Genomic DNA, 14,962 nt, shown 5'->3' with positions numbered 1-14,962 from the left:
CAGGTATACGATTATTCGTTATCCGGCGTGGCCGGACCGGCCGGGGGCATCAAGCCTTTAACGGCGCCGAAGAACGGGCGAATGGACTTGATCATGCCGTAGCCCATCCTCACGACCGGGACAAATTTCTGGATCATGCCGAACAGCCGCAAGCCGCCGCCGAGCATACCGCCAAGCCCTCCTGCGCCCGCAGTGGCGCCGCCCAGGCCGCCTAACAGCGAGCCCATCATCGGCAGGAATGCAGACACCTTGGCGTCCGGCTTGCGGGAGCGCGAACGGCCAGACGGCTTACGCGCGCCGCTTCTCCGGTTGCCGAGACGGACGCCCGGGGCATGCGCACCAGCTCTGCGTTTGAGAGATCGGGAGTCTTGCTTCCCGGAAGAAGCGCGTGGGGAGACTCCAGCGCTGGCAAGTACCAACCCGCCGTGATTAACGTCTGTGATGTAGCCGACGTAGGTCTCTCCGCTGTGCAGGGTGACGTAGACCGGACGGCCCTGAAACTTCTTAGCCCGTGCACGCATCTCTTTCGATTGTGCCATGGAAGTTCACCTCGCTCACTGATTATAACTCAGTTTACGCCAGGGGCGGGCTGCCTGCTTGTGCGAATGGGGCATGCGCACGCCAAAAATCGCTTGATGGGCTCGTCGTCATCGGGGCTTTAGCCTGATAACAGCACCTTATCCAGACATACAATGCAATATTGAATTGTCAACAGAAAAATGGACAACTATTATGAGGGAATCTTTCTGGCCTACACCGGCACGAGGTATCCCAGTGTACCATGGATACGCTGATGTTCGAACCGTTGACATTATCACTAGTTGCCAAGCTAACTGCTTTCTACTCTCAGATGTAGATATCTGACTATTCAATCCACAAATTACGATTTACATAATATGAAAATTACGGTAACCTATATTTGTATACGCTTACATTAATAGCTGAGCATTGCTTTGATTCTTGAGCATGGGTGCTGCGGGTAGGGGGAGGGGAAGGTCACTCAGTTTTGAAAGGGATTACAAATTGATAGTAGCAAGGAGAATAGCTTCTGAGAGAGTAACTGAACAGAGTGAATCAGCGTTCACTCCAAACTAGCAAAGGCCAATAGAATTCACAAATCAAGGAGGAGAAGTACAATGAAGAAAGCCTTAACTCGCATTTTAAGTCTGGCTTTGGTGACTACGTTGCTGGTGCCGACAATGTCCTATGCTGCATCCGAAACACAAGATCAAGATCAAAGCAATTCTGCTGTCGCAGCCACCAGCGGATCCGTAATTCCGGCTCCGCGAGGATATGATGCTTACCGCCAAAATATCCCGCACGGAAACGTGCAGCAGATTTCCTATTATTCCACAACAGTAGGCAAGTCTAGAAACGCGATGGTGTATACGCCTCCGGGCTATACACCTTCGAAAACCTATAACGTCCTCTACTTGCTGCATGGTATTGGTGGGGATCAGAATGAATGGCTCAATGGTATGAATCCGAGAAATATCCTCGACAACCTCTACTCCGAGAACAAACTGGAGCCGATGATTGTGGTATTCCCGAACGGCCGCGCAATGAAAGATGATCGTCCGATAGGCGATATTTATGCTCCGGACAAGGTAGCCGCCTTCGAAAGGTTTGAGTTCGATCTGATCAATGACCTTATTCCTTACATTGATTCCCATTATCCGGTGTATAAAGATCGGCAGCATCGCGCGCTGGCCGGCTTGTCGATGGGAGGCGGACAAACGCTGAACTTCGGATTAACCCATCTGGATAAATTCTCTTGGATTGGCGCGTTCTCATCCGCTCCTAATACGAAGTCGGCATCGCAGCTCATCACCAATCCATCTCAGGTTGCCAGCCAACTGAAACTGCTGTGGCTGTCATGCGGCTCTTCGGACAATTTACTGGGGGTCAGCCAAAATTTCCATAATAGCTTGAACACCATGAATATCCCGCACATGTGGTATCTGGATGTGGGCGGACATGAAGGGAAAGTTTGGAGCAGCGGGCTGTATCAATTTTCGCAACGTATCTTTAAGTAAATAAAACTATAGCGATTGCACGCTTCTTACGTGACACAAGCCCATGGGACTGTCCAATACGTCCCTAAAATGAAAGCTGGACGAAAAACGCGATGTTTTCCGTCCAGCTTTTTTATGACAAGGTACCTACCATCAATTACATCATCCTTTTGAAACCCAATAGTCTTCACTAGACCCCCCTGTACAAGATTAAAGGATGTAATGAAATGATTATCCCAACAATTTCTATATATACCATTTTCAAAGTCAAAGTCAAAGATGTTGACCGTTCCTCTGAGGAACACAACCTCTCCCCCTCCATGGCCGATAAGCCGCCAATACAGGCTCCTGCGAGCTTTTCGTCAAAAAACTTACCCTTACTTGTGGTACGGTTCACCGCGCTGTCTGTAACGGCAAAATTTAGGACCATCCTTTGTGGGATGGCCCTTTCTTTTTTCTCGCTCTTTTCAAATATCGTACCCATACGCAACAAGTTTACACTTAGAACTTTTTCTTTCTTGCCCTTACGAAAAAGACTATAATCACCGCAAGTACTATTGCTATTGCAACTACGATATACAAATCGATATCCTGCTCAAACATAAACCACATCTTGTGTTCTAAGTTTACTTGTTGTTTTGGTTGAACTCCTTCACCGAATAGTTCAGTTGCTTGGCTCAGATTATTCATTTCGATTGTCGAACTGCACGGACTACTGCTTAATTCGCCATCCACTTCGCTAACGTATATTAAGTATTTTTTGCCTTCCCTGAATTCAAAACCCCAAGTGTAGTCAGTTGCGACAATGATTTGAGAGTCAACTTCAATATTCCAACTTCGTTCAACTTCCACTATAATATATCTAATTTTTTCTTTTGTCCCCGTAAACCCCTCTTGCTTCAAGTCGACCTTTATTTGCTTAACTTCACCGTAAACGGCTCCACTATATATCTCTAAAGCTTCTTTGGGACTTCCCACCTCAGCACAGGACAAAGCTTTAGCATCTTGTCCATTTGAAACAAAAAATACGGTAGTGAAAAAAAATATTAACGTGAGTAAACGAAGTTTCAATTTTCTCACCTGCTCTCATGATGTTTTTTTATACATCCTTATTGACTTCTTAAACAGGTGGAATGTTGCACTGATCTACCCTTTAGCTTAAAACCGGTTCAAGCAGTTTTTGGTACATATATCATAATCGTGAACTAGAGCCAAGCCCCCTTTTCAAGGGGGCATTTTCTTTTTCAGGAGGTATATAGATTGAGAATCATTAAAACAGGGCAGGACATTGTCGTGAGATGAAAACGCTAGACTCTCAGAAGCAAAGATACTTTTCCCTCTAGGAAAGCGACACGATCGACAACGACATGCTGGTCGAACGCATCAACGAGTTGAATTCGAAATACGACGTGCTAGCAAACCGAAAGTCCGAAGCGGAACGTCAGCTTGACGAAAACCACGCCGAATCCATCCCTCTTCAGCTCGTACGCAAAGCGCTCAGCGACTTCAACGGGCTCCTGCAGTCCTCTCCGGTCGAGAATCAGAAGACGTTGATTCAGACCATAGTGAAGCAGATAGCCGTTCAGCAAGGCCAAAAGCTTCGAGGCATAGAACTGGAATTCGACGAGACTCTACGACAATATCTGGTCGTAGCAGCCCCCTCCACCGACAAGGTGGACGGGGCTTTTTCTTTGTCCAGACACAAGTACCCCTCGCCCTTCACAATCGTGATCTAGGGCATCTCTCTTTCTGCTAAGCGAAAGTACCGTCAGAAGCGCATTCGCTGCCAGCATCGACACTTCTGACACTCTTCTTTCCCGGCCTTGGGGGACCTCCTCCGGTTCACCATACCCTCTTCTTTCCGTGGGGGGTGACAGGGATGTTCCACTCAAAAAACGATAACCTGATGAACCTTTCTAGCGTTTCCTTGGCCCGAGACCTACACACAGATATTCAAACCCATGCCCCGCAAGGAATTCCGCAAAAAAACTTGCTCTTATTTATGATACGGTTCAGCTTAATGGGGCTATTGGCGAAAAATGCGAAAGGAGCTGCCGCCGTCAGCTCCTTTGCTTCAATTAGTTCTGGTGCGAGTATATCATTTTCTGACCCGTTTACCCACTGGAATACTCTGAGCAAAACGAAACACATTATGAGGATCGTACTTTCGTTTCACCTGCTTCAATCTGCCAAAGTTCACGCCATAATACGCCTTGGGCCAGTTCTTAATCTGCAGATCGGGAAAATTAACATAATCCCCTTTAACAAAGGGACGTAACGCTCTGCGGAACCTTTTCACCCACTGAATATTCCGCTGCTGCTCCCTATTGTTCCTCCAGCGTGCTGACAGTTCGTAGATGGTCTCAGCTTTCCGATGAGGATAGGCCGTTGCAGTAGGCGATACCCGACTCACCGCGCTTCCTGGACCACCTAAGCTTTGACTCCACACGGAAGAATGCCTGTTGGGTGCTTTGGATAAAAAGTCACGTATAATTCGTACTCCTTCACGAGGCAAAGGTTGAAACCCGTAAGCCCCGCTTATTTTAAATTTCGGCTCCAAATTCTGGTCCGATTCGGCGAAAAATTTGGTTGCTTCAATAAAAGGCACTGTCTTCACCAGCACCTTCACCGGAGTGCCTGCTCGCAAGAGCGGTCTAATCAATCGACGCAGCTCCTCTGCACCGCCAAGTAATTGCCCGGTAGATTCAATAGTTCCCACATTCTTGGCAGCCACCTCAATGGTTGAGGTTAAGCGGTTCGTGACAGATGGGGCCCAGCGCTGCCAAACCGGTAACACCTTCTCCAAATCGCCCCATTTCCAAGTGACGCTGTATATAGAAACCGTTGAAATGGGTCTAACCCGAAAAGTATAGGCTGTGGCAACGCCAAAGTTCCCTCCCCCGCCGCCTCGTGATGCCCACAATAGATCGGAATGTTTCCTCTTGTTTGCCACAATCGTCTTTGCTCCATACCGCCCCGAAGGTACGACCATCTTCACTTGTTTCAAGTTATCGCACGTAAGTCCATATTTGCGGGACAGAAGTCCAATACCGCCTCCCAGGGTAAGCCCGGCTACGCCTACGTCGGGCGCTGTCCCAGCCGGAAGTGCCACACGCTTATTCCACAGCTTTTTGTACACTCGGGCAAGTGGATTTCCCGTCTGTACAATGGCCACCCTATTTTTTCGATCAACCTTAACCTTATTCATCTCGCTTACATCGATAATAATACCGCCATTTACAGCCGAAAAACCTTCATAGCTGTGCCGCCCGCTGCGCACTCGCAGCTGTACACCATGCTCACGAGCCCATTTGACTGCGTTGATCACATCCTGAGTTCGTCTGCAAAAAACAATGACCTTTGGATATTTGGAAAATCGCCTATTGAACTCCATTCTGGCGGCATTATATGACGGATTGCCCGGAAATACGAGCCTCCCTGTTAATCGTGTACCTCTCTTTTTCCGGTTTTGTGTCATCCACTTTACACCATCCCTGTTCATGGCATTAGCCTTTCTCATCAGCTTATGTAGGAACACTTGACCTAGTAGCGGCAAATGCCTTGTTTGTATCGTAAAATAGTTCAAATCGCCGTTACTTATGATACGGTTCACCGCGCTGTTTGTAACGGCAAGTGTATTGAAAAAAGTCGATCCCTGCTAGGATGGACTTCCTCATTACGAACAAAATCATGTAGCGAGAAAGCATCATTTGGGCACATGTATGGTTATTGCGGATTTGATTATCGAGTATGCGATGTTCTTCATTGGCCCTTATAACGCTCCATCTAAATTAAATGTAAAGGGGTATTACATAGCTGTTGATGAATGCCAAAAAATAATAAGCTTTATATGTCACCACAATATATATTGACGAAACATATATCTAGTTGATATATTATGGTTGTGATATACAAATTTCCCCATTATACAAGGAGGTCAAATTTTGAACAGTCAGGATGTTATTTTAGGCATACTTATGAAAGAAGCGTTGACTGGATACCAAATAAAACAGTTGTTAGAAAATGTATTCTCTAATTTCTATAGTTCTAGTTATGGAACGATCTATCCCACACTTACCCGAATGGAAAAGGAGGGGTTGATAACTAAGGAAAATGTGCTCCAGGACGGTAAGCCTAACAAAAACCTTTTAAATATAACGCCTAAAGGCAGAGAGTGTTTTAACGCCTATTTATTAGCCCCGCTAGAAGGAGACAGCATTAGGAAATCTGATTTTATGATGAGGCTTTATTTTGGTGAATTCGTTGGGTATGACAAGGTGATTATTTGGTTGAAGCAAGCCCAAGAGGAATCACACAAAAAATTAGATCAATTACTTGAGCAATATTCGCTTTATAAAGATGAAATGCATCCAGCGCAGATCATCTGCATCCAAATTGGGATAGAAGAATATAAGGCTAAACTTACAACCATTGCCGAGGGATTAGTAAGCCTGGAGAAGTTAGTGCAAGAGCAGAGCTGAATGTAGTGAATCCAAACGCTTACAAAACTTTTAGGAGGAATGGTTATGAATACAATTTTTATCACGGGTGCTTCATCGGGCATTGGGAGAGCTACAGTAAAACATTTTGCTGAAAGAGGATGGAACGTAGTAGCCACGATGCGTTCACCTGAACAAGAAACTGAGTTTATTACACTAGATAATGTGTTGGTACTAAGGCTTGATGTTGAAAAAGAAGATACTATTCAATCTGCGTTAGCGGAAGCGATTGGGCGGTTCGGTAATATTGATGTTCTTCTCAATAATGCTGGATATGGAACAATGGGTCTAATAGAAGCCGCTACGGATGAGCAGATTAGAAGACAGTTTGAAGTGAACGTTTTTGGTCTTATCAGTATGACTAAAGCCATGCTGCCACATTTTAGATCTAATCAAAAAGGTTTGCTGATCAATATCTCTTCTATGGGTGGGAAAGTGACCTTTCCTACGATGTCTCTGTATCATTCATCCAAGTTTGCAGTGGAGGGTTTTTCTGAGTCAGTATCTTATGAATTAGCATCACAAAACATCAAAGTAAAGTTGATTGAGCCAGGTGCTATTAATACGGACTTTGGTGGAAGATCAATGGAATTCTTTTTTAATGATGCTTTAACAGACTATAAGCTATTTACTGCTGCGTTTCGGTCTAAATTGGGTGAGATGGAAAAACACCCGGCATACGCTTCGCCTCCAGAAATTGTTGCCGAAACCATATACCAAGCGGCCACAGACGGTACAAGTCAATTCCGATATATAGTTGGAGATGATGCAAAGATGCTCATTCATATGAAAGAAAATATGGATGAAGAAGAGTATTTAACTAATATAGCTCAGCATTTTTCTTGAAAAGAGAATATTTGAAATCATCGCTCTGCAGAGCAAGATGGAGCATGGCCTCCACAATTTCTTCCTGTTATAATCGAATTGGAGTTCGATGCTCTAGCTAAAATGGATACGCTGATCTCCGCGATGGCTAAAGTGGCAAGTTTAAGGCCATCCTTTGCAGGATGGCCACTGCTATTATTCTTTTATGCTGACAGGGAAGTATAGATCCAATTGAAATGTTTCTCCGACAAACATATCTCCGTTAAACAAAAAGTGTTCCTCCAGCCACTGATGCGCTCCTGCTTGATATTTACTATTGTTAACCCAATGGTTTAATCGCTGCCAAGCCTCGGGAATGTCGTACCCATATAAACTCGAAACAACATATAACCCTCCATCGAACTGCTTGATTTGAACATCTTTAAATGCCTCGATCTCATCGGTTACTGTTGCCCACATCTCATAACCATGTTCTTGATTCTTCCCGGGGTTATTAAAACCGAAATAACGGGTAGTTGATTTATGATCCAGTCCTCTTTCCTTTACTCATGCATACAGAACATTCCACGCTTCATCCTCTGGTTGATTGATCGTAGTATGATAATACGCCACCTTCATAGGCTTCAGTTCAAGAAAACGAACCTCATGATCTTGGAGCTTTGTAGGACTTTGGTTCATAACCGATATCTCCTCCTTGTTATGATTTCCCTGATTTACATTAACAATGAGTTCAACGCCTAATTTCAGTTTCTCGGGATCATCCAATAGGTGCTGAATCATCTCTTCCTTTGAAAATCCTTTCTGACGTAGGAAGCCCAAAATCCTTTCAAGTTGTTTTTTCAGGGTCATCATATTAACAATATCGTTCTTTACACACCTAAGCTTTTGAGCAAATACTTCAATCGTCATCAGCATGTCATCTGTTTTTAATATCGCGTGAATCTCTTTAATGGAGAATTGCAATTGCTTTAACAAAAGAATCATCTCGAGCTTTCTGAGCATCTCTGGAGTATAGAAACGTTTTGAGGTATTGGATTCCCTAGTGCTTTCCATTAGTCCGATCTCCTCATAATATCGAAGTGTCCGGCTCGAAACCCCGTATTGTAATGTGACGTCACTAATTTTCCTCAGCTGAGTTAAACTCATGGTTTGCTCCCTTCAACAGTCTTTGTGAGGCCCTTCACAAATACATCCTACACTTTTACGTTCACGTAAAGTCAATAGGTATTCTCATTCTGTATTGAAAAACTTGCCACTACTTGTGGTACGGTTCAGCGTATCACTCTAACGGCGAATTTTTGTTTAACAATGAAATAAAATAAAAGCGCCCCAAATATGGATGCGCTCTATACCTTTAATAAATTATACCAGTCCTCGGGGAATCCAATATGTTTTGTCATCGATCATATATTTAACAACAAACACCGCTGTATATACCTTGTAGTTATCTTGAATTACCTTATGATCACGAACAAATAACTTTGGAGGGATGGGGAAGTTCCTATTATAAGTGCATCCATAATGGATGCCAAGGCCAAAAAAGAATTGAAAGTACACACTAATTTATCATAACGAGTCGCCAAACGACGATAATTCTCTACTTTATTAAAGAAGCATTTCACCAAATGGCGCTCTTTGTAGACATCCCGATCATAATTTAGGGTCATTCGGCGATTTTTCTTTCCGGGAATCACCGGTAGGCCTGTTGTTCCTTCAAAAAGGTCCGAATGGCATTCGTATCATACGCTCGGTCGGCTAGGACTTGCTTCCGGGTCAGTTTCATGTTTTTAAGGATGTTGAAACCTTGGACGCAGTCATGCGCTTCGCCTCCGGTCAAGTCGAAGCGCAGTGGATTTCCTAACGCGTCAACTACCGCATGAATTTTCGTGCTTAATCCACCTCGGGAACGTCCGATCGCTTGCTTGCTTTGCCCCCTTTTGCGCCTGATCCATGCTGGTGAACTCGGACTAATTCACTTTAGCCCTATTCGCTGTAACTAACTTCACTTTCTTGTAATCATTTCAATCAGAGAGTTGTAATTTAAAGCAACTTAATCAGCTCTTCTAGCTCATCAACCAATACTTTTGCAAGTTCAAAATCAGTATCTTTTAAAGCCAATTCTATTTTCATTTCAACTGATTTTTTATTTTGTTCAGTTTCTAAATAGTCTCTATCAAAATGACTAGCATAAATCATCTGTCTAAATTTTCGCATACTCATTTTTCTAATCGTCTTATCGTCAATGATTAAAACATAATCCATACCATTTACAACAGAATAGAAATCATGAGAAATCATGAGAATCGCACCTTTATAGTCTTCAATCGCTTTCTCCAGTGCTATTTGTGTATAGGTGTCTAAATGGCTTGTCGGTTCATCAAGAAGCAATACATTTGCTTTACTGGCAGAAACTTTAGCCAATTGAAGCATATTTTTTTCTCCACCAGATAAAGATTCTATCTTTTGATTAACGATTTCTCCTTCAAAGCCATAGTTTGAAATATACGATCTTATCTCATCATAAGTTTTAAACCCAGCATCGATGAATTCTTCTAGTATTGTATTAGAATCCTTTAGCATTTCGCCTTGAAGCTGAGATAAATAAGCCACTTTAACATCAGCATTTATTTCAATTGAATCATGATTATTTTTAAAGATTTCTCGGAGTAAAGTTGTTTTCCCGGTACCGTTTGAACCGATAATGGCTACTTTATCTGTAGATTTTATCTCAAAGTTAACATTGTCTAAAAGCAACTCATCAAAGGCAACACTATAATTATTGACATTTACAACAATGGTGTCTTCAATTTCATTATCAATACCAAAACTAATATTCGGTTGCTTAATATCAACAAATGGCGCTTTAATTCTACGCGCTTCCAATCTTTCTTGAAACTTAACTCTAGCTTTTAACGCTCTACCTCTAGATGCTTCTGCATTATAAGTTGCGATAGCTCTAAGATTATTGATTATGTTCTCGTTTCTCTCAATTTCTTCATCTTCAGCGATTGTGAGTTCTTGTAACTCAATTTTAGTCTGAAGTAATGAGAAGTTATAATCAATATATCGCCCATCGAACTCTTGGATCTCCGTATTTTCAAGGTGTATAATTTTGTTAAAACAATGATTCAATAGATATCGGTTGTGCGTAACAACTAGCAGCATTCCCTTGTGGGAATTAATAAGATTTTTAAGCGCATTTAGGTTTTCAAAGTCTAAAAATACATCTGGTTCGTCCATAATCATTAAGTCTGGACTACTAAGCATTTCCTTCATCACTTGAATAAGTTTGAATTCCCCACCACTCAGGTCGGATACCCTAAGATCTTTTAGCTTCATGAGGTTTGCTAGATTTAGTTTCTTATTAATGTTGCTTTCAAAATCATCCCCACCCATTGAATCAAATGCGTCTAAAGCTAATTGATACTTTTCTAGTAACGAGTCAATTTCCGATGATGTTTCCATTTCAGTACAAATAGCTGTTATTTCATTTTGTATCTTAATAAATTCTTCTCCTATATATTCAAAAACGGTTGTTTCTTTAGTTGTGTCTACTTGTGAGAACTGACTTACATACCCCATTTTGCAAGTCGGGTCTATCTCTAACTTGCCATCGAACAAATATCTTTCCGGATCCATCAGTATATCTATCAGTGTACTTTTCCCACTGCCGCTTGTTCCTATAAAAGCGCAATGTTGTGCCTCTTCAAACGTAAATGAAATGCTTTTATATAGTTCTTTTTGCGGAAATGAGAAGGATAAGTTATCAACTTTTATCATAGTGTTACCTTTCTTTATAACTAAAATGGTGACTATTATTAGAGGTATTGCAGAACATAGATTTTGAGTTTACCGTTGTTAGAGTAACACTGTTTACCACCAAGTTCAATCCATGTGTAGCCCATCCCTTGGGGGTCAAAGTTCCATGCTACCTCCTCAACTGTCCTCATAAAAGTGCAGGAATGAACTCGACTTTGATCTCTGCCAGTTGTAAATGTACCTTATTCGTCTTATCTCGCTCCTTGATCAAATAATGATAAGGCGAGAATACCTCCTGACGAATAGCCAACGGAATAGGTCGGGGAGCTTTTTGGTAGGCTGCAGGGGTGAGCTGAAAAGCCTTGTTGAATGCTCGTGTAAACGTCTCTTGTGATGAGAATCCATACTTTACGGCAACATCCAGAACCCGCTGATCCGTGTCGCGGAGCTCGAAGGCGGCACAGCTGATCCTTCGAGTCCAGATGTAATCCCGCAATGTCATCCCGGTTAATTGATTGAACTGTCTGGAACAATAATAAGGTGAATAGCCCAGATGTTCCATTTCATTCCATTCACACATAGGAGTCCTCCCTCCTTTCCTTTTGATCATATCACCGGCGATTTTTGCATACTTGATTCGAGTTGTACAATAAAAACTTGCCGTTACTTATGATACGGTTCACCGTAACATCTCGAAGGCGAAAAGAAAAGCCCTCCTACTTGGAGAACTTAGCCTAAGCATCATTCCAGACCTCATCATTGTTATAGTCATCAATAATTGAAATAGTTTTATTTGCCACTTCACTACCGAGTGAGGCATACAATTTCTTATCGCCAATAACATAAAATTCTTCTTTAGCTCGTGTAGCTGCAACATTCATCATATTTGGGTCAGAGACAGCCCATCTTGCCGCCCCACTGCTATCAGAGTCAGCTCCAAGAACAAAGTAGACAATTTTGGCCTCTTTCCCTTGAAAAGTATGAACAGTTCCAATATTCGTTGTTTTCCCATTTTCTCGTTTCGTGAAGTTAATTCCATCTAAAACTTGTGCAAGTTTATAAGCCACATTTCTAAAGGGGGTGATCACATAGATTTCATCCGCTAAATCCGGATCTTCCTGCAAACGTTTATCAATCATTCTTTTCAATAAGTCAGCTTGTTCCTTAACAAATTTGTCATTTGCTTTACCGGTTGAATCATACCATTGTGATTTCCCTTGTGCCTCATCTGCTGATTTACCTTGTACCATCAACCCCTCATACGAAATTTCATTTGAAATCGTAAACATCGGATAGTTCGAGCGTCTGTGTACCCAAAGGGGTATGCCAATCCATTCATCCTCATTTTTTTGGAAACCATACTGACTTGTGGCATCCACAATGGTTTGAGTAGACGCATCAGCTGAAACAAATTTCTCATCGACTTCATAGTGTCTTCCAATTAAGGTTAAAACATTTGAACCTAGCGTCATTACAGGTTTTATTTGTGATGGATCCCCAACGACCATAACCTTTTTACTTCTAAAAATGGCACCAACACTAGCTTGTGGCAGTGCTTGACCCGCCTCGTCTATAAACAGATTACCTATTGAATCTTCATTAAGATTTTTAAACATTCGACCAAAACTAGCAAAAGTAGTGCTGACAACGGGGATCGTGAAATTCAACCAATTCCATGATTCTGAAATTAGCTGCTGTCCATTCTCTTTTCCCAAGTATTCAGACTGCCTATTCCAAATATTTCTCGCGGCTTTTAAATTCCTTCTGTTTTCATACAGGAATTGCTTTCTAACTTTTAAAGCTGAAATAAATAGCTCTGATTGTAATTTACGGAATTTCACTGTAAAACATGGATTAGACTTTTGCAGCTCATCATACGATTGTGAAAAATCTGGTTCCTTAATGCCACTTTGATACTTGAGTTTTTCTAACAATACAATTTCTCGTTCCACTTTTTTAAAACCATTTTGTTGTTTGATCATCCATCGATCGAAGTTAGCTCTTGTGTCCTGAGCTTGTTTTTGAACATACTCACTTTTCGCAACATTTTCCCTTAACCTATTTTCGAGTCGCCTACGGTCATTTAACCATTTCGTTTTTTGTTTAGATAGATCATTTAAATGATCATTCGCATTATTCAGATCTTTGAAGTACTGCTCAACTTTTGCCTTATTAAATATTTTCTGAAGCCACAAAAAACTTGGCTTTTGAGAAGTAACTACGTCATAATTCCTTTTAGCTTGAGCTTGTAGATCAATTAGGTTTTCTATCTCAACAGAAGCATTTGACCAATCCTCTTGGAGATTTTCAATTTCTTGTCCCAGTCTTTCTAGTTCACGTCTCGCTTCTTCTTCCTGTGAGATTAAATTTGTTCGTTTCTTTTTTTCTTCTTGTTCAAATGCAAACATTTGCTCTTTATGCTTGGTTTTTAATTTTCGAAGAGCATACATTTTCTCGCTATAGTCTTGCATTTTATCTCTTTCGATTTTTAATTCAGCATACAGACGGGAGAATTCTTGATATACACTTTCACCTGTATTCGCTTGATCATGATCCTCTAAATCTTTTTCGATTGCTTCAATGGTTAAAAGTAACTTGTTCATGTTTGTTGACGCGCCGCCCTCTAACGAGAACACACCCCAATTTTCCTCATGTAAAAACTCACTTTTAATCTCGCGATTCTGTCCAAAACCTTCACAGGTTAATTTAGAATTGGAAACCTCTTTAAAATAATCTGCTTCATCTAGTAGCTTTTGAAAATCGCCCGCAATCGTTTCTTTCTTTGGTAACTCCTTAACAATATTTTGGACCGCCCCATTGTTTGAACTTGCAACAACAATGTTTTTATCTGAAATGGAATGTGGTAAAACACCAAGCTTAAAGTCTTTCCAATAAACCAGACTCCCTTTAATCCTTTTATCAGAAAGCTGCACAATTTCCGCTGCCTGTTGTACGACTAAATCAGCAAAAATATCTTTTAACAGTGTTGTTTTCCCTGTTCCTGGCGGGCCATTGACACTACGAATATCATTTTTATCATTTAAAGCTAGATTCACCGCAACCTGCTGCATAAATGAAAGCGCGAAACCAGGATTACTTGGGAACCGCCCGAGCGGATAGAACTTAGGTTGTAAAATAGTTGTCTCGAAAATTCGGGGGTTAAAATGAACGGACTCTTTATTGCCATCCAGATTGTGCCTATGTCCCGAAAAGCCATTAAAATATCGATCCAAATTTTTATTAGTGATTGTCTTTGCTTTGTTCAGATCTTCAATAAAGAACGAATGTAGATTTACATCTCCGTTATCCAGGTTTTTCACAAATGCATAGCGGAAATTCTCTGCGGAAATATGATATTTATGAAAAAGCTCAGAGATGGTGGTATGAAAACCTTCTTCAAATTTGCTGTTCAAATCTTCTCTAAATACGTTTTCAACTTTCAAAAAATCTTTCGGTAATTCACCATGTTGGCGGATATAACCACTCATTGTATAAAACAATTTGTCTGCTAGAAAATTCAATTCGTTATCAAAATAGATAGAGAAGGTGAATTTGTCAGATTTACTAACTTCCTCATAGGTTTTAGCAATCTTGTATTTCTCCCTCATTAGTTCAACAACTTCTTGAAAATCGAAAATATCGAAATATAATACTAAGCCCGATTTCTTAAAGAACTTATCTGATACATCTTGTTGTTCTTTTTGCTTCATTAAAAAGTCTGAAAAAAACTGATTCCAATCCTCTTCCATTGTATGTATGAGCTTTAGCGATTTGTCTTTTTTATTAATAGAACCTTCGGATAACTGCTCGATCGTAATCCAAGCATTTAAAATATCTTGCCGTTTATTCATGAGTCTCCCCCCA

At 41.4% G+C, this 14,962-nt stretch carries 13 protein-coding genes; 4 read left to right on the top strand and 9 right to left on the bottom strand.

The window, feature by feature from the left end; genetic code table 11:
- Positions 1-11: 11 nt before the first annotated feature.
- Positions 12-539 carry a hypothetical protein gene (locus tag ACQ4MX_RS15390; RefSeq protein WP_431085738.1) on the bottom strand — a complete coding sequence of 176 codons (528 nt, stop codon included), beginning with the start codon at positions 537-539 and terminating at the stop codon, positions 12-14.
- Positions 540-1,136: 597 nt separating this feature from the next.
- On the opposite strand from ACQ4MX_RS15390, the gene ACQ4MX_RS15385 reads away from it, so the two are divergent.
- Entirely contained in the window at positions 1,137-2,036 is a 900-nt protein-coding gene (locus tag ACQ4MX_RS15385) for an alpha/beta hydrolase (protein WP_220030505.1), read from the top strand.
- 480 nt (positions 2,037-2,516) lie between these two features.
- On the opposite strand, the gene ACQ4MX_RS15380 is transcribed toward ACQ4MX_RS15385, so the two are convergent.
- Entirely contained in the window at positions 2,517-3,086 is a 570-nt protein-coding gene (locus ACQ4MX_RS15380) for a hypothetical protein (RefSeq protein WP_431085736.1), read from the bottom strand.
- A 296-nt stretch (positions 3,087-3,382) separates the two neighbouring features.
- Between ACQ4MX_RS15380 and ACQ4MX_RS15375 the strand changes: the two genes are divergently transcribed.
- The gene (locus ACQ4MX_RS15375; protein ID WP_431085735.1) at positions 3,383-3,751 is read left to right on the top strand and encodes a hypothetical protein; all 369 of its coding nucleotides are present in this window, start codon (positions 3,383-3,385) and stop codon (positions 3,749-3,751) included.
- A 362-nt stretch (positions 3,752-4,113) separates the two neighbouring features.
- On the opposite strand, the gene ACQ4MX_RS15370 is transcribed toward ACQ4MX_RS15375, so the two are convergent.
- A complete protein-coding gene (locus ACQ4MX_RS15370) occupies positions 4,114-5,493 on the bottom strand; it encodes an FAD-binding oxidoreductase (protein ID WP_431085734.1) in 1,380 nt (459 codons plus the stop codon).
- Between the two features lie 466 nt (positions 5,494-5,959).
- Here ACQ4MX_RS15370 and ACQ4MX_RS15365 point away from each other — a divergent pair, with 466 nt between their 5' ends.
- Entirely contained in the window at positions 5,960-6,496 is a 537-nt protein-coding gene (locus ACQ4MX_RS15365; RefSeq protein WP_431085732.1) for a PadR family transcriptional regulator, read from the top strand.
- Between the two features lie 45 nt (positions 6,497-6,541).
- Complete coding sequence (locus ACQ4MX_RS15360) at positions 6,542-7,360, top strand: SDR family oxidoreductase (protein WP_431085731.1); 819 nt, start codon at positions 6,542-6,544, stop codon at positions 7,358-7,360.
- Positions 7,361-7,534: 174 nt separating this feature from the next.
- On the opposite strand, the gene ACQ4MX_RS15355 is transcribed toward ACQ4MX_RS15360, so the two are convergent.
- The 6 genes from ACQ4MX_RS15355 to ACQ4MX_RS15330 all read right to left on the bottom strand — a co-directional run bounded on the left by ACQ4MX_RS15355 (position 7,535) and on the right by ACQ4MX_RS15330 (position 14,949).
- Positions 7,535-7,870, bottom strand: coding sequence for an effector binding domain-containing protein (locus ACQ4MX_RS15355; protein WP_431091347.1), 336 nt, complete (start codon positions 7,868-7,870; stop codon positions 7,535-7,537).
- Positions 7,871-7,885: 15 nt separating this feature from the next.
- A complete protein-coding gene (locus ACQ4MX_RS15350) occupies positions 7,886-8,485 on the bottom strand; it encodes a MerR family transcriptional regulator (protein ID WP_431085729.1) in 600 nt (199 codons plus the stop codon).
- Between the two features lie 544 nt (positions 8,486-9,029).
- Positions 9,030-9,254: a transposase gene (locus ACQ4MX_RS15345; RefSeq protein WP_431091346.1), complete on the bottom strand. Its 225-nt coding sequence runs from the start codon at positions 9,252-9,254 to the stop codon at positions 9,030-9,032.
- Positions 9,255-9,379: 125 nt separating this feature from the next.
- Complete coding sequence (locus tag ACQ4MX_RS15340; RefSeq protein WP_431085728.1) at positions 9,380-11,119, bottom strand: ABC-F family ATP-binding cassette domain-containing protein; 1,740 nt, start codon at positions 11,117-11,119, stop codon at positions 9,380-9,382.
- A gap of 166 nt (positions 11,120-11,285) precedes the next feature.
- A complete protein-coding gene (locus ACQ4MX_RS15335; protein WP_431085727.1) occupies positions 11,286-11,678 on the bottom strand; it encodes a helix-turn-helix transcriptional regulator in 393 nt (130 codons plus the stop codon).
- Positions 11,679-11,832: 154 nt separating this feature from the next.
- Complete coding sequence (locus tag ACQ4MX_RS15330) at positions 11,833-14,949, bottom strand: DEAD/DEAH box helicase (protein WP_431085725.1); 3,117 nt, start codon at positions 14,947-14,949, stop codon at positions 11,833-11,835.
- Positions 14,950-14,962 lie beyond the last annotated feature (13 nt).

This window comes from Paenibacillus sp. 8b26 (genome assembly GCF_050626875.1).
Taxonomy (GTDB): domain Bacteria; phylum Bacillota; class Bacilli; order Paenibacillales; family Paenibacillaceae; genus Paenibacillus.
Note: the sequence above shows the minus strand (reverse complement) of the source record. Positions and strands in the feature narration are given on the sequence as shown.